Source organism: Nocardia sputi (genome assembly GCF_023501985.1).
In genome coordinates this window covers 181,197-201,427 of the sequence record NZ_JAMFLC010000009.1, presented here as the reverse complement: position 1 = coordinate 201,427, position 20,231 = coordinate 181,197, and the positions used below count along the sequence as shown (strand labels likewise).

At 68.8% G+C, this 20,231-nt stretch carries 18 protein-coding genes; 6 read left to right on the top strand and 12 right to left on the bottom strand.

Features of this window, described 5'->3' with window-relative positions:
• Window positions 1-74: 74 nt before the first annotated feature.
• The 7 genes from M8859_RS15020 to M8859_RS14995 all read right to left on the bottom strand — a co-directional run bounded on the left by M8859_RS15020 (window position 75) and on the right by M8859_RS14995 (window position 6,409).
• Window positions 75-1,175, bottom strand: a complete 1,101-nt coding sequence (locus M8859_RS15020) for an Hsp70 family protein (protein ID WP_223517658.1) — start codon at window positions 1,173-1,175, stop codon at window positions 75-77.
• A gap of 587 nt (window positions 1,176-1,762) precedes the next feature.
• A complete protein-coding gene (locus M8859_RS15015) occupies window positions 1,763-2,758 on the bottom strand; it encodes a sulfate/molybdate ABC transporter ATP-binding protein (RefSeq protein ID WP_159928165.1) in 996 nt (331 codons plus the stop codon).
• Entirely contained in the window at window positions 2,755-3,561 is an 807-nt protein-coding gene (cysW, locus tag M8859_RS15010; RefSeq protein WP_159928163.1) for a sulfate ABC transporter permease subunit CysW, read from the bottom strand. Before cysW ends, M8859_RS15015 begins: the two co-directional genes overlap by 4 nt.
• Complete coding sequence (cysT, locus tag M8859_RS15005; protein ID WP_249644405.1) at window positions 3,558-4,448, bottom strand: sulfate ABC transporter permease subunit CysT; 891 nt, start codon at window positions 4,446-4,448, stop codon at window positions 3,558-3,560. The genes cysW and cysT overlap by 4 nt, the downstream gene beginning before the upstream one ends.
• A gap of 39 nt (window positions 4,449-4,487) precedes the next feature.
• Window positions 4,488-5,534 (bottom strand): sulfate ABC transporter substrate-binding protein, encoded by a 1,047-nt coding sequence (locus tag M8859_RS15000; protein WP_159928161.1) that lies wholly within the window; start codon window positions 5,532-5,534, stop codon window positions 4,488-4,490.
• 200 nt (window positions 5,535-5,734) lie between these two features.
• The gene (locus M8859_RS37630) at window positions 5,735-5,824 is read right to left on the bottom strand and encodes an Ms4533A family Cys-rich leader peptide (RefSeq protein ID WP_321210233.1); all 90 of its coding nucleotides are present in this window, start codon (window positions 5,822-5,824) and stop codon (window positions 5,735-5,737) included.
• A gap of 306 nt (window positions 5,825-6,130) precedes the next feature.
• On the bottom strand, window positions 6,131-6,409 hold the full coding sequence (locus tag M8859_RS14995) for a hypothetical protein (RefSeq protein WP_159928159.1): 279 nt from the start codon (window positions 6,407-6,409) through the stop codon (window positions 6,131-6,133).
• Window positions 6,410-6,520: 111 nt separating this feature from the next.
• On the opposite strand from M8859_RS14995, the gene M8859_RS14990 reads away from it, so the two are divergent.
• Window positions 6,521-8,503, top strand: a complete 1,983-nt coding sequence (locus M8859_RS14990) for a glycoside hydrolase family 15 protein (RefSeq protein ID WP_159928157.1) — start codon at window positions 6,521-6,523, stop codon at window positions 8,501-8,503.
• 18 nt (window positions 8,504-8,521) lie between these two features.
• Here the strand turns inward: M8859_RS14990 and M8859_RS14985 are convergent, their stop codons facing one another.
• Together M8859_RS14985 and M8859_RS14980 are read right to left on the bottom strand one after the other, a co-directional pair.
• Complete coding sequence (locus M8859_RS14985) at window positions 8,522-10,327, bottom strand: dynamin family protein (RefSeq protein ID WP_249644404.1); 1,806 nt, start codon at window positions 10,325-10,327, stop codon at window positions 8,522-8,524.
• An 81-nt stretch (window positions 10,328-10,408) separates the two neighbouring features.
• Window positions 10,409-12,580, bottom strand: coding sequence for a hypothetical protein (locus M8859_RS14980; protein WP_195070038.1), 2,172 nt, complete (start codon window positions 12,578-12,580; stop codon window positions 10,409-10,411).
• A gap of 434 nt (window positions 12,581-13,014) precedes the next feature.
• Between M8859_RS14980 and M8859_RS14975 the strand changes: the two genes are divergently transcribed.
• Window positions 13,015-13,704 (top strand): response regulator transcription factor, encoded by a 690-nt coding sequence (locus tag M8859_RS14975; RefSeq protein ID WP_249644403.1) that lies wholly within the window; start codon window positions 13,015-13,017, stop codon window positions 13,702-13,704.
• Entirely contained in the window at window positions 13,701-14,957 is a 1,257-nt protein-coding gene (locus M8859_RS14970) for a sensor histidine kinase (RefSeq protein WP_195070037.1), read from the top strand. Before M8859_RS14975 ends, M8859_RS14970 begins: the two co-directional genes overlap by 4 nt.
• 4 nt (window positions 14,958-14,961) lie before the next feature.
• On the opposite strand, the gene lepA is transcribed toward M8859_RS14970, so the two are convergent.
• Complete coding sequence (lepA, locus tag M8859_RS14965) at window positions 14,962-16,863, bottom strand: translation elongation factor 4 (RefSeq protein WP_370523818.1); 1,902 nt, start codon at window positions 16,861-16,863, stop codon at window positions 14,962-14,964.
• A gap of 259 nt (window positions 16,864-17,122) precedes the next feature.
• On the opposite strand from lepA, the gene M8859_RS14960 reads away from it, so the two are divergent.
• Complete coding sequence (locus M8859_RS14960; protein WP_159928147.1) at window positions 17,123-17,677, top strand: type II toxin-antitoxin system PemK/MazF family toxin; 555 nt, start codon at window positions 17,123-17,125, stop codon at window positions 17,675-17,677.
• A gap of 49 nt (window positions 17,678-17,726) precedes the next feature.
• Here M8859_RS14960 and M8859_RS14955 read toward each other — a convergent pair whose 3' ends face one another.
• Window positions 17,727-18,515 (bottom strand): aquaporin, encoded by a 789-nt coding sequence (locus M8859_RS14955; RefSeq protein ID WP_159928145.1) that lies wholly within the window; start codon window positions 18,513-18,515, stop codon window positions 17,727-17,729.
• Window positions 18,516-18,807: 292 nt separating this feature from the next.
• Between M8859_RS14955 and rpsT the strand changes: the two genes are divergently transcribed.
• Entirely contained in the window at window positions 18,808-19,068 is a 261-nt protein-coding gene (gene rpsT, locus M8859_RS14950) for a 30S ribosomal protein S20 (RefSeq protein ID WP_159928143.1), read from the top strand.
• Between the two features lie 183 nt (window positions 19,069-19,251).
• Entirely contained in the window at window positions 19,252-19,500 is a 249-nt protein-coding gene (locus M8859_RS14945) for a hypothetical protein (protein ID WP_159928141.1), read from the top strand.
• Window positions 19,501-19,507: 7 nt separating this feature from the next.
• Here M8859_RS14945 and M8859_RS14940 read toward each other — a convergent pair whose 3' ends face one another.
• Window positions 19,508-20,197 carry a helix-turn-helix transcriptional regulator gene (locus tag M8859_RS14940; RefSeq protein ID WP_249644402.1) on the bottom strand — a complete coding sequence of 230 codons (690 nt, stop codon included), beginning with the start codon at window positions 20,195-20,197 and terminating at the stop codon, window positions 19,508-19,510.
• Window positions 20,198-20,231: the final 34 nt, after the last annotated feature.

The following is a 20,231-nucleotide window of genomic DNA, read 5'->3' as shown; positions in this document are numbered from 1 at the left end:
GGCCGCCCGGCGATGCGCGCCCTCATCACGCGCACCGCCGGACGGCCCTGTTCCATCGCGGACGTATCGGGTGCCTAACTCACCAGCACCCCGTCACCGGCCGCCAAGATCGAGGTGCCGAAACCGAAGACCGCCGACACACCCGTGACGACAACCGCCCGACCCAGCCGCCGCCTGGTCCGGCGCGACAGCACGAGGGCGCGGGTGGTGGCTCGGCGACGGGCCCGGCGACGCCTGACGCGGCGCTGCTCGGCCGCCACCTCGGCCGCGACCGCCGCCCTCCGGCCGATGATCGCGGCGCCGTCGGCCGTGGTCCGCTCGGGGTCCGCGGCGATGATCACCGGCCTGGCCAACTCCTCGGCGAGGACCTCGGCCACCTCCGCCGGTCGCGCGGCGCCGCCGACGACCAGGACGCAGTCGACGTCGGCCATGGTGACGTCCGCCACCCGCAGACAGCGATAGACGAGTTCGAGCGACGCCCGGACATGACGCGCGCGCAACTGCCCGGCGATCGTGTCGGCGACCGACTCCGAGACCGAAGACAGGCCCGCTCCGGCGTGCTCGGCGATCAATGCGCCGAACGCGCGTCCACCGAATTCCGTCGATCGCAGCGGCACGCCGACGATCGGATTGTGCGGGCACCCCGCGCCCACCCGGACCAAGGTGACGTCGAGCCCGGCGCCGCCGAGATCGTAGACCAGCGTGAGACCCGGCATCAGCGGGCCGCGGTCGGCCTCCAGCCAGGCCGCCGCCGCGACGGGCTCGGCGACCAGCGCGACCCGCTGTAGCTCGACACCGTCGAGCGCAGCACGCAGCGCGTCCACCTGTTCGTCGGCATAGCGGGCGGGATAGGTCAGCGCGATGCCCAGCCCCGCGCCGTCGACTGGATGATCTTGCTGCACCTCGGCGACCAGGCATTTGGCCACCGTGGCGACCAGGTCCGCCGGTGCGAGCGCACGGTTGCCCACCCGCGCCCACGTGCTGGAACGTTGCGTCAGGTCGGCGAATTCGGTGACCGCACGACCGTGCCGGGGAATCATGCCGACCCTGGCCACGCCGGTGCTGTCGAAGGTCAGCGTGGTCGGCCGCGTGATGGTCTGCGCGCGCTGCGATTTGCGGCGCCCCGGCGGAGCCTTGGCCGAACCTTCCTCCGCCAGAACGGAAACCGTGTTCACCGTACCGATGCTCAACCCGAGACCAACCGCCATCGCAATCCACCCGATCGCCGTGCCGATTTGCTTCGAACGTTGTCCAGGCAACCACTCCGCGATCTTCGTGCCAAGACCGGACAACCAGTTGTCCGCAAGCCGCCTGTGCGCGGCCGCACCGTTTCCGCGATCAGCGACGCGCTCACCTGGCACACCAGCACTACACATGCCGTCCAGTCGGATTTCCTTGCGACACGCCAGGATCGACCATGCCCGGTAGAAGTTTGCCGGTTTTCGGCCGCCGCCTCGGTCCTCGGACAGCGATACCACTCCACGTGGGGAGATGCCGCTAGGCGAATTGACACCTCGCAGTGCGGGCGATTAACTACGCGAGCGAGTCGACTGCCGGACCGGCGCCGACCGTGGCACCGGCACTGGTACCCAGCCCGGCATGAACGCCATCGCACCGCCGCCCGAGACGGCCTTTCGCCGTCCCGGTCCGCACCCGCCTACGCATCCGCTGAGCGACCCACCAGCGAAATGTCAAAAGTGCAGCAACTTGTCAGCGCCACATTTCCCGCGCCGCCCGGGATACTGCCGAGTTCCTCGAGCGGCTAGTGCGTGGGAAGTTCCGGGATCCGGGTGGCGCGAACGTAGACCGTCTCACCGTCGGAAAGCCGCAGCGCTTCCGCGTCGCCACGAGTGACCTGCGCGGAGAACAGGTCACCGGTCGCGGCGTTGCGCAATTCCACACGCACCTCGAAACCGAGATGGACGACGCGCTCGACCGTCGCCCTGGTGACACCAGCGGAGTCCGCGGTGCCCTCGTGCTCGGCGAGCGCCATGCTGGGATCGCGGCCGACGCGAATGTCGTGCGGCCTGACCAGATGTCCGTTGAGCCGGGCCACCGCGCCGAGGAACGACATGACGAAGTCGTTGGCGGGACGGTCGTACACGTCCTCCGGTGTGCCGATCTGCTCGATGCGCCCCTTGTTCATCACAGCGATCCGGTCGGCGACGTCGAGAGCCTCCTCTTGGTCGTGGGTGACCAGCACGGTGGTCACATGGACCTCCTCGTGCAGCCGGCGCAGCCAGGTGCGCAGGTCGGCACGAACCTTGGCGTCCAACGCCCCGAACGGCTCGTCCAGCAACAGCACCTGCGGATCGACGGCGAGCGCGCGGGCCAGCGCCATGCGCTGGCGCTGGCCACCCGACAACTGCGCCGGATAGCGGTGCTGGAAACCGTCCAGTCCCACGATGCCGAGCAATTCGTCGACGCGCTTGCTGATCTCGCTCTTGGGCCGCTTGCGGATCTTCAAGCCGAAGGCCACGTTGTCGCGCACGGTCATGTGCTTGAACGCCGCGTAGTGCTGGAACACGAAGCCGATGTCGCGCTTCTGCGGCGGCACCCGGGTGACATCGCGTCCGGCGATGGTGACCACACCGGAGTCCAGCGATTCCAGTCCGGCGATCGAGCGCAGCAGCGTCGACTTGCCCGAGCCCGAAGGCCCGAGCAGCGCGGTGAGCTCGCCGGAGGGGATGTCGATGGTGACGTCGTCGAGGGCCGCGAACGTGCCGTAGTTCTTGTTCGCGTTGGTCACGGTGATCACTTTGCGTCCCGCTTACGTTCGAGGAGGGTCATCAGCAGAAGGGTGACGAGGGCGATGCCCATCAGCAAGGTCGCGGCGGAGTAGGCGCCGAAGGTGTTGTGGTCGTTGATGTAGCGGCCGTGCACCAGCAGCGTCAGGGTCTGTGACTTGCCCGGAAGCGCGGAGGACACCATGATCACGGCGCCGAACTCGCCGAGCGCGCGGGCCACGGTGAGCACCACGCCATAGGTCAGACCCCACCGGATCGCGGGAAGCGTGATCCGCCAGAACGTCTGCCATTTGGACGCGCCCAGGGTGGCCGCGGCCTGCTCCTGGTCGTCGCCGATCTCGTGCAGCACCGGCTCGACCTCGCGCACCACGAACGGCAGTGTGACGAAGATGGTGGCGATCACCATGCCCGGCAGGTTGAAGATGACTTTGAAGCCCACCTCTTCCAAGCCGCCGAACCATCCGCCCGCGCCCCACAGCAGGATCAGCGAGACGCCGACCACCACGGGCGAGACCGCGAACGGCAGATCGACGATGCCCTGGACCAGATTGCGGCCCGGGAATTTTCCGCGGACCAGCGCGAGCGCCGTCACGATGCCGAAGATCACGTTCACCGGTACGACGATCGCCACGATCAGGATGGACAGCTGAAACGCCGAGATCGCCGCGGGCGTGGTGATCGAGTCGACGAACGCGCCGGCGCCCCGCTCGAAGGTGCGCCACAGGATGATGACCAGCGGCAGGACCAGCAGCACGAACAGGTAGCCGAGCGCCACGGTCCGCAACGAGATGCGGGTGGAGGGAGACAGGTTCATCGGGCCGCCTGTTCCTTGCGCGCACTTCGCTCGGCGAGCAGCCGCAGGACCAGCAGCGTCGCGAACGAGATGGCCAGCAGCGCGACCGACACGGCCGCCGCGTTCACCGGCCGGTCGATCTCGATCTGCTTCTGGATGTACTGGGAGGCCATCTCGGTCTTGCGCGGAATCGCGCCGCCGATCAGCACCACCGAACCGTACTCACCGATCGCTCGGGCGAAGGCCAAGCCGCCACCGCTGATGATCGCGGGCGTCAGCGCGGGTAACACGATGGTGCGGAAGGTCGTCCAGTTGTTCGCACCCAGCGACAGCGCGGCCTGCTCGACCTCGCGGTCGGCCTCGATCAGAACCGGCTGCACCGAGCGCACCACGAATGGCAGCGTGACGAACGCCAGCGCTACCACCAGGCCGGGCTGGGTGGCGTTGAGGTGGATGTCGATCGGGCTCTGCGGGCCGTACAGCGAGAGCAGCACGATGCTGGCGACGATGGTCGGCAGCGCGAACGGCAGGTCGATCAGCGCGTTGACCACACTTTTGCCCGGGAACTCGTCGCGGACCAGCACCCAGGCGATCAGGGTGCCCATCACCACGTTGATCAGCGCCACCACGACCGAGACCAGCACGGTGATGCGCAGCGAGTCCAGCGCGGCGGGCGCGGTGACGGCGTCGGCGAAGCCGGACCACCCGTCCTCGAAGCTGGTCACGGTGAGCGCCGCCAGCGGCAGCAGCACGATGATGCTCAGCCACAACACCGCGGTGGCGATGCCGAGCGGGCCGACCGAGCCGGTCACGCGCAGCCAGGACCAGGTGAAACGGCGGTCCGGGCGCGCGGCGGCGGAGACGCCGGGACCGGCTGCCCGCGCGGTCTCGGCGTTACTGCTCTTCATCACAGTCGTCCAGTATCCCGTGTAACGGGGGTCACCCGGTCACTTGGTCGCGTTGTCATAGATCACCGCGACCGAGCCGGTGTTCGCGGTGAACAGATCCTTGTCCACGGTCTTCCAGCCGCCGAGGTCGGCGATCGTCCACAGCTGCTGCGGCTTCGGGAAGTCCTTGGCGTAGTCGGCGGCGACCTTCGGGTCGACCGGACGGAAACCCGCCTCGGCCCAGGCCTTCTGGCCCTCGGGGGTGAACAGGAAGTCGCGGAAGGCGACGGCCTTCTGCTGGTTCTTGCTGTTCTTCAGCACCGCGACCGGGTTCTCGATCTTGAACGTGACCGGCGGGACGATGTGCTCGATCGGATCGCCGTTGCGCTCGGCGAAGATCGCCTCGTTCTCGTAGCTCAGCAGGACGTCACCGGTGCCCTGCAGGAAGGTCTCGGTCGCCTCGCGGCCGGACTTGGGCTGCACCTTCACGTGCTCCTTGGATACCAGCTTGCTCAGGTAGTCCAGGCCCGCCTGCGGGTTCTTGCCGCCGTCGCTCTTGGCCGCGTACGGCGCGAGCAGGTTCCACTTCGCCGAACCGGAGCTGAACGGGTTCGGGGTGACCACCTCGATGCCCGGCTTCAGCAGGTCATCCCAATCCTTGATGCCCTTCGGGTTGCCCTTGCGCACGACGATGGCGACCACCGATCCGAACGGGATCCCTTTGGTGGCGTCGGCGTTCCAGCTCGCGTCCACCAGGCCCGCGTCGACCAGGCGGGTGATGTCCGGCTCGACCGAGAAGTTGACGACGTCGGCCTCCGCGCCGTCCTTCACCTTGCGGGACTGGTCGCCGGAGGCGCCGTAGGACTGCTGGATCTGGACGCCCTTACCCTGCTCGGTCTTGTTGAACTCGGGGACCACCTTGTCGAAGCCGGGCTTCGGCACGGCATAGGCGTAGAGGTTGAGGGTGCCGCCGCTGCCGTCGGAGTCGCCGCCCCCGACCGTGTCGCTCGCTCCGCCGCCGCACGCGGTTAGCGCGACCGCCGCGAGTGCGGCGAAGGCAACGGCGCTGTAGCGTCGACGCGGCGAAAGCCAGGATTTGCGAGCCATCGGGGTGGACCTTTCTTGCGGACCGCCAGTTGTCCGGTAAAACATCGGTGGCGGCGACAAATGGTGTTGTCAGTAGACCTGCCGGAAAGCGATCCGGCAGTGGCGCGGCTAGCGGCCCGTGAGGGCCGAAGGTGGGGCACATCTGCACAAAGCGCGCCAGTCCACTGGGAAAACGAGACGCGGACGTGCCCGGTCGCCGATCAGCGACAGTAGACGTCCGCGACCGCGAGATCACCGACAGCAATCAACGCCAATTCATGGCGGACCTGCGGGACGGCGCTCGAAGACACGGGCAAACTGTAGCAGAGCGAACGGCCGCGTTCGAATCGAAGAGTGCCAGCATGAGGGGTGTTTCATCCCATGACCACCGCTCCGGATGGCGTACGCGTCCGGCTCCCGGGGGTCGGTACCTGCGCCTGGGAGCACTGCGCCGACCGCATCGCCCTGGTTACCTCGCGGTCGTTCGCCAGGGGAGACGTGGTGCGGCACACGTCCGGCGACTGCCGCGAACGTTACCCGTCAGCGTGTGATCAACCAGGCGACCACGAGAAGCACCAGCAGAGCGACGAGGGCGAGCTGAACCCGCGAACGAGGCATCAGCGCGCCCCGCTCTGCACGGGTGTGCGGTCCTCGGCGACCTGCTCGGATTCGAGCATCACCGCCGCGCCTGCCGGGGCGGGCCGCACCGGTGCCGCGTGGGCGGCATACCGGCGATCCAGCATGCGCAGTACCGCGCGCAGCACGCGATCGAGCCCGTAGGCGATGGCGAAGCTGATCGGGACCATGCCCACGAGGACCACGAGGAACTGCGGAATGAACGGCAGTCCCGCGACCCACAGCTCGAAGCCGTCCCACCATCCTGCGATGCGATGCACGGCTCCAGCCTAGTGGGTTCGCCGGCCGGTCCGCCGCGACCGTCGGCCACGGCGGCGGACTCGGCGAACCGAGCGGTGGACGCGGAGCGCGCATCGGCCCGAAGATGGGGTATGGCGTCCACCGATGACCTCACCCTCAACGACTCCGACGGCCTGCCGACGAGCTTGTCCGAGCCGCACCGCAACGGCGCCTACCCGCCGATCGACGACTACGCCTTCCTGTCGGACTGCGAGACCAGTTGCCTGATCGCCAGCAACGGCGCGGTGGAATGGATGTGTGTGCCGCGACCTGATTCACCGAGTGTCTTCGGGGCGATACTGGATCGCAGCGCCGGCCACTTCCGGATCGGACCGTACGGCGTCAACGTGCCCGCCGCCCGCCGCTACCTGCCCGGCGGAATGATCTTGGAGACCACCTGGCAGACCGGCTCCGGCTGGCTCATCGTGCGTGACGCGCTGGTGCTCGGGAGCTGGCACAACAACGATCAGCGCAGCAAGACCCATCGGCGCACCCCGATGGACTGGGATGCCGAGCACCTGCTGCTGCGCACGGTGAAATGCGTGAACGGCACCGTGGAGCTGGAGATGAGCTGCGAGCCCGCGTTCGACTACCACCGGGCCACGGCCCGCTGGGAGTACACCGGCAAGGTGTACGAGGAGGCGACCGCGGTGCGCAGCGACGATCCGAGCGCGGGCCCGACGCTGGTGCTCACCACGGATCTGCGCCTCGGTCTCGAAGGGCGGGAGGCGCGCGCCCGCACCAGGATGAAGGAGGGCGACGAGGTCTTCGTCGCGCTCACCTGGTCGGAACTGCCCGCGCCGCGCACCTTCGAGGAGGCCGCGAGCAAGATGTGGCAGACCACCGAATGCTGGCGCCAGTGGATCACGCTCGGCAAGTTCCCCGACCACCCGTGGCGCAATTACCTGCAGCGCAGCGCGCTCACCCTCAAGGGACTCACCTACGCGCCGACCGGCGCCCTGATGGCGGCGCCGACCACCTCCCTGCCGGAAACGCCTCGCGGCGAACGGAACTGGGACTATCGCTACACCTGGGTGCGGGATTCCAGTTTCGCGCTGTGGGGTCTGTACACGCTCGGCCTGGACCGGGAGGCCGACGACTTCTTCGCCTTCCTCAACGACGCGACCACCGGCGAGAACGGCGAGCGCGTTCCGCTGCAGGTGCTCTACGGCATCGGCGGCGAACGGCAACTCGACGAACTCAGCCTTGACCATTTGGGCGGCTACGACCACTCGCGGCCGGTGCGCATCGGCAACAACGCCTACAACCAGGACCAGCACGACATCTGGGGCACCATGCTCGACGCGGTGTACCTGCACGTGAAGTCGCGCCAGCAGGTGCCGGAGACCTTGTGGCCGCTGCTGGTCCGCCAGGTGCACGCCGCCATCGAGCATTGGCAGGAGCCCGACCGGGGCATCTGGGAGGTGCGCGGCGAGCCGCAGCACTTCACCTCGTCCAAGGTGATGTGCTGGGTGGCGCTGGACCGCGGCGCGAAACTCGCCGAACTGCACGGTCAGTACGAGCACGCCGGAGAGTGGTACGCCATCGCGGAGGAGATCAAGGCCGACGTCCTGGCCAACGGCGTCAACTCCGAAGGAGTGTTCACCCAGGTCTACGGTGGCGACACGCTGGACGCCTCACTGCTGCTGGTGGTGCTCACCCGCTTCCTGCCGCCCGAGGACGACCGGGTGCGCTCCACCGTGCTGGCGATCGCCGACCGCCTCACCGAGAACGGCTTGGTGCTGCGGTATCGGACCGAGACCACCGACGACGGTTTGAGCGGTGAGGAAGGCGCGTTCACGATCTGCTCGTTCTGGCTGGTCTCCGCGCTGGTGGAGATCGGCGAGATCCAGCGGGCGCGGCACCTGTGCGAGCGACTGCTCGGCTTCGCCAGCCCGCTGCGTCTGTACGCCGAGGAGATCGATCCGCGCAGTGGCCGCCACCTCGGCAATTTCCCCCAAGCGTTCACCCACCTGGCGCTGATCAACGCCGTGACCCACGTGATCCGCGCCGAGGGTTCCGGGCACGCGGGCCGGTTCCAGCCCGCGCACACGCCACAGGGCCATCCGGTCTGACCCGGCCGCGGCAACGTTTCAGGCGGGAGCCAGTCCGTCGGCCTCCTCGCGCAGCACCCGCAATCTGCCCAGCCGCGCCTCGAGGTCGGCGATCCGCTCCGGCCTGCGATCGCCGTACTTCCCGTAGTTCTCCTCGGCCAACCGCAGTGCGTCGTCCGCGCCGCGGGAGACCTCGGTCGCGATGTCGGTGAAGTGGTCGCGCAGGACCCGCTGCATGGCGCGCAGACGGTTGCGCGACTCCTTGCCGACCTGGAAGATCACGTCGTCCATCAGGCGGGCGACCGCCACCTTGGCCTCGGCCCGGCGGCGCAGTTTGCGATTCTTGCGGTCGTCCCAGAGCGCGTTGACGCCCAGCAGCACGCCCGCGCCCGCCGAGTACCAGTTGACCAGCGACATGCCCAGCAGACTGGTGGCCAGACCCACCATCAGGATGCCGCCGTAGGAGCCGCGCAGACCGGTCAGGAACTGCTGGGTCACGCCGGCTTTCGCGCTCTCCAGCGGCTCCAGCGGTTGCACCGCTTCGAGCACCTCACCAGGGTTGGCCAAGCGCAGGTCCGGTAGCGGAGCGGCCCGGTTGTCGGCCGGGAACTTCGCGGCCACCTGTTCGCACAACTCCATCGAGCGGTAGTGCGCCACGGCGAAGTTCTCCTCGACCGCCTCGCAGATGCGCGCGTCCAGATCGGCGCCGAACTCCTTCCACCGGCGTGCCGGATCGGTCTGCGCGATCTCGGCCTCGGCGTCGCGGATCAGGCTGCGCAACCGATGGCGCAGATCGTGCTCGATGTCGGCCATCAACTCCGTCGCGCCGTCGACCAAGGTGACCTGCCAGTTCGCGGTGCGCTGGCGCAATTGGTCGGCCTCGTCGCGGGCCCGCACGAGCTGGTCGGTGATCTCGGCGCGCCGCCGCGGATCGCGCAGCGCCTCGGCCTCGGTGCGTAGCGTCAGCGCGAGATGGTCACAGACCAGGCGGATGTCCTGGACGGCGGCCTCCAGCGCCACCGCGTCGGCGCGAGCCACCACATAGTCGCGCAGGTGATCGATCAGCTGCGGCACGCCGGATTCGATGTCGCGCTGGTAGTCACCGGTCATCCCGGCTTGCCGGTGCAGCTCCGCCGACACCGGCGCCACGGCGAAACCGAGCCCCGCCGAGTCGAGCAGTTCCCGGTTGCGCTGCTGGATGTGCGACCAGTGCGGGAAGACGTCGATCTTGTTCAGCACGCAGACCACCGTCGGGCAGATCTGCTGGATGCGCTGCAATTCGGCGATCTGTTCCATGGTCAGCTCGGCGCCGGCGTCGCCGACGTAGAGCACGGCGTCGGCCGCCGCGATCATCGACCAGGTGGTGCGGTTGTCGCCCAGCGCACCCGGTGCGTCCATGACCACGACACCGTCGGCGAGCAAGGGGCTCGGCTGGGTGAACTCGGCGCGCACGACACCCTGGGCGGCCAGCGCCGGGCCGGGATCGAGCGGATCCACCGACTGACGTTCGGTGCGACCGTACTCGGTCTGCCGCACCAGCGTCGCCGTCGGCTCCGGGCCGTACTCGACGATCACCGGGACGCTCAGATCGCTGTTCGTCGCACTGACCGAGGCACCGACCAGGCTGTTGACCAGCGTGCTCATGCCGTTCTTCGGATGGCCGACGACCACGAGCCGTACCCGGGGATCGCTCACCCTGGCGCGGACCATGCTCAGTCGGCTGCCGAGGTCGTCGCGTCCCGCGGATCGGGCCGTCTCCCGCAGCTCGTCGAGGATTCGGATGAGCGGGGCCATCGCGTCCGGATGTTTCACCGTCGCAGCCTTCAGCCCGGCAGCGGCAGCCAACCCTCCTCCTTACTCTCGGTGACTCTCGTTCTGGTACCCCCTGCGGATGCTCCGCAGTCCTCGAAAACGCCTGCGCCCTGACTACATCAGCGAGACGTCCGACACACCGGACAGCTGGTGATGCGTATCCGCTATGGAATACTCCGGCAGCAACGCTCCCGACAGGCTGCCGCCGGAAGACAACGCCAGTGCCGAGTGGTCGTAGGTGTGCTCGGAGACCATGACCGGAGCAAGACCCGAGTCGGCGGAGTGATCGGCCGCGAGCGGCGCCGAAATCCCCTGCGGCTTCGGGTCGATCACCTGCGGCTTGATCGGCGCCTGGGTGGGCACGGGGGCGATCTGGGTCGGGGCGACCGGAGTGTGCGGCTCGACGGTGGGCACATGCGCGGGGGCGCTGTAGGTCGGCTGGTCCGGCGCGGAGTACGTCGGCTGCGACGGCCGGCTCACGGTCGGCACGTCGCCGGTGGGGAACTCGTCGGTCGGCAGGTCATTGGTCGGGTAGGTGCCGGTGCTGGGGTAGCCCGTGTTGCCGCCCGGTGTCGTCACGTCGTCGTCCGGCGTGGTCGGGGCATGCGGGGGCGCCTGCGTCTGAGTGACCGTCGCGCCGGGCGTCTTGGTGGTCGGCACGTCCGGCGCGGTGGTGACGCCGCCGTGCGGCATCGTGGTGGCGCCCGGGATCTTCGTTCCGTCGAGATCCGGGGTCTTCGGCACGGACGGCGTGGTCACCTCACCCGGAACACTCGGCGTCGGCGTGGTCTTGACGATCGTCGTCGGGAGCGTCACCGTCGTCGCGGGCGGCTGGGCCGGATGGGGCTGCTGCGGCTCGGTCGCCGGGGCGGGCTTCACCACGGGCGCCGGGCGGACCGCGTCGAACAGCGCGGGGACGGCGGCCGCCGGAGCGGTCAGCACGGACGGCCCTTCCGGCGCGGCGAGCACATTCGCGATCGGGGTCGAGGCGGCATCGGGCTGAATCGTGGTCTGCAGCGGCGTGGCCGCGACGACCGGGGCGGCGGCGACCGCGGCAGGTGCGGGCGCGGGCAGCGGGGCGGCGGGAGCCACCGACGCGGCAGGCGCGACCGTGGAAGCCGGGGCGGCGGGCGCGGGACCGGCAGGCGCCGAGGCGGCAAGCGGCGGCGCGACCGCCGACGAGGACGGGGCGGCGCCGGAGACCGCCGACGACTGAGTGGCGGACGTGCCCGGCGTCGTGAGACCGCCGAGCAGACCGGGATTGCCGTTCCCCGGCGCATGCGAGTCGCCGACGGCGCGATCGGTGCCGTCGGGCACGCGGATGCCGTCGGCCAGCCAGTCGGTGTACTCGTCGAGCTGGTCGCCGACGTGCCCGACCGCGACGTCGATCTTCATCTCGGAGGTGAAGTAGATCCCGTTCGGGCCGAGCCCGAAGTCGACCGACCACTGCGTGCCGACGAACACTCCGAGATCGCCGTCTTGACCGACACCATCGAACGGGTCGCCCGTCGTCGGCGCCGCGCCGAGTCCATTGGTGCCGGGCAGGTCGAAGACGGTGGATCCGGGCGCGACGAAGCCGTTCGCACCGGGCAGGCCGAAGCCGTGCCCGGCTTGGCCTAGTCCGTGGCCGGGCAAGCCGAATCCGTGCCCACCTGGCGCGTCGAGGTCGTCCGCGAGCTCGGACCGGCCGCCGGGCAGAGGGAGACCGCTGGATACGTTGCCATCGGTCCCCGGAATGGTCAGTCCGTTCCCGTCCGCGCCGGGGATGCCGCCCAGCCCCGGGACACCGTCTCCGGAGTGTCCGGGCAGTTGCATCGCTTGTCCGCCCGCGTCGCCGGAGAAGGTAGGCAGCGAGAATCCCGCGTCGGTACCGCTGTAGTCACCACCCAGTGTGGGCAGCGATCCAGCGGGGCCTGCGCCGGCACCCGGCAGGGTGAACTCGTAGGCCGGGGTAGTCGGTGCCGGGTTGCCGTGGGCGACCGGGACATTCGAGCCGTGGGAAGAGTACGGCGCCGGTTCCACGACCGGGTCGGGGAAGGTGATGACCGGGCTCGGCTGATCGGGATCGGGATCGGTGCTGTGCGCCCAGCCGGTGTTCCAGCTGTCGAGGCGGGATTCGCCGGGCTGTGCGGGGACGCCGCCGCCGTTGGCGGCCACCAGGGCGCCGCCGGTGACATAGGCGCCCGCCCGCGCGACCCGCGCGACGCCGTTGGCCACACGATAGGCGGTATCGCCCGCGCGTTCGGCCCCATCGGTGTCGTCGTCGAAGGGCAGATCACGCGTCATAAAAGCTCCACTCTCGGTTCTCCAGCATCCTCACCACGCCGGTGGCGACCAAGTGAAGATCACCCCACAGTATTTCGGGAATACTCGCCTGTCACATTCTCCAGGACTGTAGAGACTACGACTGTGGTGAGCAACACCACCCTGCCATCCGAATTACCGGATCGGAAGCCCTATTTACGGTGGCCTTCCGGACCGGAAGACAGGCTCGAACAGGCACCGCTACCAGGCCGGATCGGGAACGTCGTGATCGCGACAGCGGCGCGCCGGTGAAAAACTGATAGAACTCTAAGAGTTGCCGGTGAGTGCTGAAGGTTTGCCTTCTATCGTCGAATTCGGCGAACCGCCCGTTCGGGCCATCGGAGTGCCGCTGGTCAGCTGCGTGTTCCCGCAGCGGCAAGCGGTCGCGTGCGCAGCGGGCAATTAGATTGACCCTCATGGCCGGACAACGAATCTTGGTCGTGGACGACGAGGTTCGCGTCCTCGCGTCGCTGCGGGGACTGGAGCTCTCCGATTTCGAGGTCGTCACCGCGGCCGACGGCGCGGCGGCGCTGAGCATGGTCCGCGCCACGTCGCCCGACGCGATGGTGCTCGACGTCAACATGCCCGAACTCGACGGCGTCGGCGTGGTCACCGCCCTGCGCGCGATGGACAACGACATCCCGATCTGTGTGCTCAGCGCGCGCACCGCGGTCAGCGACCGGATCGCCTGCCTGGAGCGCGGGGCCGACGACTACCTGACCAAGCCGTTCGATCTCGGCGAGCTGGTCGCCCGGTTGCACGCGCTGCTGCGCCGCAGGCAGAAACCGGTGCGACGGCCGGACGAGGTCCGCACGGTCGGGCAGGTGCGGATCGAACCCGCCGGGCATCGGGTGCTGGCCGCGGGCAGGCCGGTGGACCTCACGAAGCGAGAATTCGAGGTGCTCGCCCTGCTCGCCGAGCACACCGGCATCGTGCTCGGCCGCGAGCAGATCCTGTCCGCCGTGTGGGGATACGACTTTCCCACCGACACCAACGTCGTCGACGTGTTCGTCTCCTATCTGCGTCGCAAGCTGGAGGCGGACGGCGTGCCCCGGGTGATCCACACCGTACGCGGCGTCGGCTTCGTCCTGCGGGAGGAACCATGAGCAGGTCGCCGTCGCTGCGCACCCGGGTGGCCGCCGTGTCGGGAGTGGTCGCGGCGTTGGTCGCGCTCACCTTGACGGTCACCTTCGCCGCCCTGCTCGGCGCCACCGGGGAACGTCAGCTGGACCAGACCGTCTCCTCGATGGCGGTCCGGGTCGCGCGGCCGCTGGAAGCCGCTCCCGGGCAACCGGTCCCGCCGTCCGCGTCGACGCTGTCTCCCGAGCAGGCGCCCGCGGACGCGCGCGGGCCGGGCCTGCCCGCCGACGCCGCGCTCGCCCGCGTCGACGGGCTGCCCGGCGTGCTGGTCGCGCTCGATCCCGACCGCGACAGCGTGGAGGCGGCCATCGGACGCAGCCAGCGCATCGGGCTCGGCATCGGAGCGGCGGGCGCGTTGCTGGCCGCGCTGCTCGGCTGGTTCCTGGCCGGATTCGCCGCCCGCCCGCTGCGCAGGCTGGCCGATGCCACCCACCGCATCGACACGCTGGAGAAACTGCCGCCGCTGTCCGGCCGCGGCGCGCGGGAAGCCGAAGAACTCTCCGACGCGATCACCCGCATGCTCGCCCGGCTGGAAGCCGCCCACCGCGCCACCAATCGAGCGCTGACCGGCGCACGCGACTTCGCCGCGGTCTGCGCGCACGAGTTGCGCACGCCGCTCACGGCCCTGCGCACCGATCTCCAAGTCCTGGCCACAAAGGAGATTTCGGAACAGCAGCGCGGCGCGATCCTGTCCGAGGTGCTCTTCGCCGAGCAGCAGATCGAGAACACGCTGACCGACCTGGAACGCCTGGCGGTCGGCGAACTCACCGGACCAGAGGTCTTCGAGCCGTTCGACCTTTGCGACACCCTCGACCGGGCGGTGCAGGACGCGCAGCGCAGGCACCCCGGAGTCCGGGTGGCACTGGCCGAATGCGCGCCGGTCACCGTGACCGGGCTGCCCGGCGGCGTCATGCTCATCGTCACGAATGCCGTCGCCAACGCCGTGCAGCACGGACAGGCAACAAACGTCACCGTCAGCGCCGCAGCGGGCCCGGCGGACACCGTGGAGATCCGCGTCGACGACGACGGCCGCGGCATCCCCGAGGCCCTGCGCGCAGGCGCCTTCGCCCGCTTCGTCAAAGGACCCGGCTCCCCCGGCTCCGGACTCGGCTTGGCCCTGGTCCGCCAGCAAGCCGAATTGCATTCCGGCACGGCCGAACTCGACGCGAGCCCACTGGGCGGAGCCCGCCTGCGCGTACGGCTGCGCGTGGCGGGCTAACCGGCTACTTCTTGTCCTTCGGCTTGTCCGAAGCGGCGTCGGAGGACAGCGCGGCGACGAAGGCCTCCTGCGGGACTTCGACCCGGCCGATCGTTTTCATCCGCTTCTTGCCCTCCTTCTGCTTCTCCAGCAGCTTGCGCTTACGGCTGATGTCACCGCCGTAGCACTTGGCCAGCACGTCCTTGCGGATGGCGCGGATGTTCTCCCTGGCGATGATCTTCGACCCGATCGCGGCCTGGATCGGCACCTCGAACTGCTGACGCGGGATCAGCTCGCGCAATTTGGTGGTCATCTTGTGGCCGTAGGCCTGGGCGGCGTCGCGGTGCACGATCGCGCTGAACGCGTCCACCGCCTCGCCCTGCAACAGGATGTCCACCTTCACCAGCTGCGACTCCTGCTCGCCCGACTCCTCGTAGTCGAGGCTCGCGTAACCGCGCGTGCGCGACTTCAACGAGTCGAAGAAGTCGAAGATGATCTCCGCCATCGGCATCGTGTAGCGCAGCTCGACGCGGGTCTCGGAGAGGTAGTCCATGCCGCCGAGCTCGCCGCGACGAGACTGGCACAGCTCCATGATCGAGCCGATGAACTCGCTCGGCGAGATGATGGTGCACTTCACGACCGGCTCGTAGACCTTGCGAACCTTGCCCTCCGGCCAGTACGAGGGGTTGGTGACGACATGCTCGGCGCCGTCCTCCATCTCCACCCGGTACACCACGTTCGGCGCGGTCGAGATCAGGTCCAGGTCGAACTCGCGCTGGAGCCGCTCGCGCGTGATCTCCATGTGCAGCAGGCCGAGGAACCCGCAGCGGAAACCGAATCCCAGCGCCACCGAGGTCTCCGGCGTGTAGGTCAGGGCCGCGTCGTTGAGCTGCAACTTCTCCAACGCGTCGCGCAGGTCCGGATAGTCCGAGCCGTCCACCGGATAGAGGCCGGAGTACACCATCGGACGGGGCTCCCGATATCCGGTGAGCGGTTCGCTCGCGCCGCCGCGCGCACCGGTCACCGTGTCACCGACCTTGGACTGACGCACGTCCTTCACGCCCGTGATCAGGTAGCCGACCTCGCCCACCCCGAGGCCCCGAGTCGGTTTGGGCTCCGGCGACACGATGCCGATCTCCAGCAACTCGTGCGTGGCGCCGGTGGACATCATCTTGATCTTCTCGCGCGGGGTCAGCTTGCCGTCCACCACACGGACATAGGTGACCACGCCGCGGTAGGTGTCGTAGACCGAGTCGAAGATCATCGCGCGGGCGGGCGCGTCGGCGTCGCCCACCGGCGGCGGCACCTGGGCGATCACCTGGTCGAGCAGATCGGCCACGCCCTCGCCGGTCTTGCCGGACACGCGCAGCACGTCCGAGGGCTCACAGCCGACGATGTGCGCCAGTTCGGCGGCATAGCGCTCCGGGTCCGCGGCGGGCAGGTCGATCTTGTTCAGCACCGGGATGACCGTCAGATCCTTGTCCAGCGCCAGGTACAGGTTGGCCAGCGTCTGCGCCTCGATGCCCTGCGCGGCGTCGACCAGCAGGATCGCGCCCTCACACGCCTCCAAGGCGCGCGACACCTCGTAGGTGAAGTCCACGTGGCCGGGTGTGTCGATGAGGTGCAGCACGAAATCGGTGCCCGTGTGCTCCCCCGTCCGAGGCGTCCAGGGCAGCCGCACGTTCTGGGCCTTGATGGTGATGCCGCGTTCGCGCTCGATATCCATCCGGTCCAGATACTGCGCACGCATCTGCCGCTCCTCGACCACACCGGTCAGTTGCAGCATCCGGTCGGCCAGCGTCGACTTGCCGTGGTCGATGTGCGCGATGATGCAGAAGTTCCGGATCCGGGCGGGATCGGTGAACGTCGTGTCGGCGAAGCTGGCGGGCACTCCACTCCTCATGGGTATCGGCAAACTGCCGTCCATCGTCCCATGCTGCTGTGTTGGTTTTTGCAGCGCCTGCGGCCCCGTGTGTTCACGGCCCCGCGAAGTCTCGTGTCCGAGCGGACGAGACTCGCGCCTACGGCGCACGCACTTCGCTCACTCCGGCGCGAGACAGACCGCGAACGGCGCTCGTAGTGGCGGTTATGTCCGGATTCATGCGTCATGCGCATCGCGATGTCCTCGGCGACACAAGGGTTCCCGGGCAGGTGAGAAGAGGCGGGTGCGCCGTTATTCTCCAGGGATGGCCCGAAGTTGGAACTCCCTCGGCAAGCAGATCGGTCTCATCGCGAAACAACAGGGTCCCAAGATCGTCAAGCAGCAGGGTCCCCGGCTGGTCGAGCGGCTGGTGGGGTCGCTGGCCCAGCGGCGCGCGAGCGGCGGCGTCTCGGTGCGGCCCGCCGCGTCCACCCCCGTCCCGACCGCCGAGCGGGCCCGGCAGATCGTCTACTCGCCGCAATTGGACGGCCGCGCCGATCCCGGGGAGATCGTCTGGACGTGGGTGCCGTTCGAGGAGGACCCGAGCAACGGCAAGGACCGGCCCGTGCTGGTGGTCGGCCGCGACCGTCGCACGCTGCTGGGCCTGATGCTGTCGTCGAATCCGGAACGCGCGTTCGACCGCGACTGGATCGGCATCGGCAGCGGCGCGTGGGACCACGACGGCCGCCCCAGCTGGGTGCGACTCGACCGGGTGCTCGACGTGCCCGAGGCCGGCATCCGCCGGGAGGGCGCGATTCTGCCGCGCAAGACCTTCGACCTGGTCGCCCACCGGCTCTGCGCCGAATACGCCTGGCACTGAACGGCGCCATGTCTCGCGTGCTCGGACCGACGCCGGAACGGTCCTACCGTCAGGAGATCATTTCGCGGGAGCGGCCGAACAGCAGGCCGTAGAGCAGCGCGCCGAGTGCGCCGCCGATCAGCGGGAACACGATGAACGCCCAGACCTGCCCCATCGCCCCGTCCTGGTAGGGCGCCACCGCGAGACTGCGGGCCGGGTTGACCGAGGTGTTGTCCACCGGGATCGAGACCAGGTGGATCACGGCCAATGTGACGCCGATGGACAGTCCGGCCAGCGGCACGTCGGAGATCTGATCGGTCGAGGACAGCACCACGAACACCAGCAGCGCCGTCAGCATCACCTCGACGATGATCATGGCGGCCAACCCGTAGCCGTTCTGCACGACCACCTCGCCGAGCGGCCCCCGGATCGCGGCCGGGCTGTGCTTGCCCCACCCGTTCGCGCCGAGTCCGTCCACCGACCGGTCGTACGACGGCAGGTTCTTGGCCAGCGCGAACAGGACGAGACCCGCGAGGAGTCCGCCGATCAGTTGCGCGATGACGTACCCCGCCGCGGACACGCCGCCGAGGCGGCCGAGCAGCAGATGGCCCACGGTCACCGCCGGGTTGACGTGGCAGCCCGATATCGGACCGATCGAGTAGACGAGGAACAGCAGCGTCAGGCCGAAGGCCAGTGCGACGCCCAGCGGACCGACCTTCTCCCCCGCCAGCACCGCGGTGCCCACGCCGCCGATCACCAGAACGAACGTGCCGAGCGCTTCGGCGCCCCATTTCTTGCTCTCGGGAATCGGTTTGTTCTCGACAGCCTCTTCGACTACTTCCTGGGCCGTTGGAGACATCTGTCCACCTTCCGCGTTCCAGACATGTACTCGGACGAGTCGTGGTACCGCTGCGACGACAGCAGCCGCGAGAAAGCAATGGTTGCTGGAGAGGACGCTACGCGAGTCGAGTGGTCGAGACAACGACTTCGAGGCCCGGTCGGGCCGCCACCGGTCCGATGTCGATTTCGTGTGCCGCACGGCGGCTGGTACCCTCGATCTTCGGCGCTGCGTTACCCGTTCACCTCGGGTGTGTCGCGCGCTCCCCAACTTTCCAGGACATACCTACCAGACAGGAACACGAGGAACCGGCGTGGCCAACATCAAGTCCCAGATGAAGCGGATTCGCACCAACGAGGAAGCGCGCAAGCGCAACCAGTCGGTCAAGTCCGCGCTGCGCACCGCCATCCGCAGCTTCCGCGAGGCCGCGGCCGCGGGCGACAAGGACGCCGCCGCGCAGCGCCTGCAGTTCGCCAGCCGGAAGCTGGACAAGGCCGCCTCGAAGGGCGTCATCCACGCCAACCAGGCTGCCAACAAGAAGTCGGCGCTGTCGCTGGCCTTCAACAAGCTCTGATCAACCCGGTACCGCACGCCCGGTACCACCCTCACGCTGTGACGCAGCCGCCGTGGCCTCGATGACCACGGCGGCTTTTGTCGTGCCCGACCCCCGCGCCTCTGTCGTGGACCGGCGACCCCGCAGCCGGGGATTCGGGATTCGTCCCGCGCCGTGTCCGAGGTTCCAGCTACCATTCGGCGCATGGTAACCGTGTATGCCAATCAGACGGTCGTTCGCGCCGAGGACCTGCCGGACGTGATCCGCGCGGCCGAGGTGCTCGGATTCGGACTGAAGATCGAGAATGTGCTCGTTCCCGACGACGACGGCGGTTACTCGCTGGAGTGGATCGTCACCCGCGACGAGGACGTGCCCGCCTACGAGGAGTGGGATGGCCGCTACGAGGACGCGGCGGACGACGACGGGGAACTGCTGCTGAGTTCCGCGGAATAGCACCTGGTCACGGCGCGTCCAGAGCGGCAACGAGCCGGTCGAGCGCCGCCTGGGAATCCGCGTCCGCGGCGCGGTAGATGATGATCCGCTGGTCGGGATCCTGCACGGGCATCAGTACCTCGTAGCTGACAACCAGTGGACCCACCAGCGGATGCCGCAACGGCTTGTTCCCCCGCCCCTGTACCCGAACGTCGTGGCGAGCCCAGGCCTGCTCGAACTCGGCGCTGTGCGCGGTGAACTCCGCGATCAGGTCGGCCAGCGCCCGGTCGTCCGGGTGCGCGGCCCACGCCGCGCGCAGATCGGCGATGCCCTCACGGATGATGCGTTCCCGCTCGACATAGAAATCCCGCATACCCGGGTCCAGCAGGCACAACCACATCGAGTTGCGCTGCCGCTGCGGCAGAGCGCCGAAGTCGGTGATCAACGCCGCCATCTCCCGATTCCAGGCCAGGATGTCGTAGCGGTGGTTGACCAGCATCGCGGGCAGCGGCGACAGATCGCACACCAGCATCGCCAGCGCGGGGGCGGGCACCGTGCTCGGCTTGCCGTTGTCCGGCTGCCGCTGTCGTGCCAGATCGAACAGGTAGGCGCGCTCGTCGTCGTTCAGGCGCAGCGCCCGCGCCAGCGCGTTCAGCACCTCCACCGACGGCCGAAGGCCCCGCCCCTGCTCGAGCCGCACGATGTAGTCGGTGCTCACTCCAGCGACATGTTCGCTATACATTCCATCGCTA